Source organism: Desulfovibrio psychrotolerans, assembly GCF_013340305.1.
In the GTDB taxonomy this organism is placed as follows: domain Bacteria; phylum Desulfobacterota; class Desulfovibrionia; order Desulfovibrionales; family Desulfovibrionaceae; genus Halodesulfovibrio; species Halodesulfovibrio psychrotolerans.
The window spans coordinates 1-384 of record NZ_BLVP01000032.1; the positions used below are offsets into that span (position 1 = coordinate 1).

Here is a 384-nt window from a genome sequence, read left to right on the forward strand (position 1 = left end):
AAAGAGCTGTTGCCGACTAGGCACTCAAAATGGTGGAGATGAACGGGATTGAACCGATGACCCCCTGCTTGCAAGGCAGGTGCTCTCCCAGCTGAGCTACATCCCCACTTGAGTATACTGCATGCCTCTGTCATCCGTTGCAATTCCCGAACAGGGACGGACAAGACATGGTATGGACCATGGCGGCATGGTGGGCCTAGGAAGACTTGAACTTCCGACCTCACGCTTATCAGGCGTGCGCTCTAACCAGCTGAGCTATAGGCCCATCGGCTTCAAAGATCATTCCGAGCAAATCGGAAGGCTCCTTGCAAGTAAATAGCGAGTTGGACAAATTTCCTTAAAGGAGGTGATCCAGCCGCAGGTTCCCCTACGGCTACCTTGTTA

2 tRNA genes are annotated in these 384 nt (G+C 52.9%); both read right to left on the reverse strand.

The annotated features are described in order from the left end of the window. Positions 1-30: 30 nt before the first annotated feature. A tRNA-Ala gene (locus HUV26_RS13570) sits at positions 31-106 on the reverse strand. A gap of 82 nt (positions 107-188) precedes the next feature. Then, positions 189-265 (reverse strand) — tRNA-Ile (locus HUV26_RS13575). Positions 266-384 lie beyond the last annotated feature (119 nt).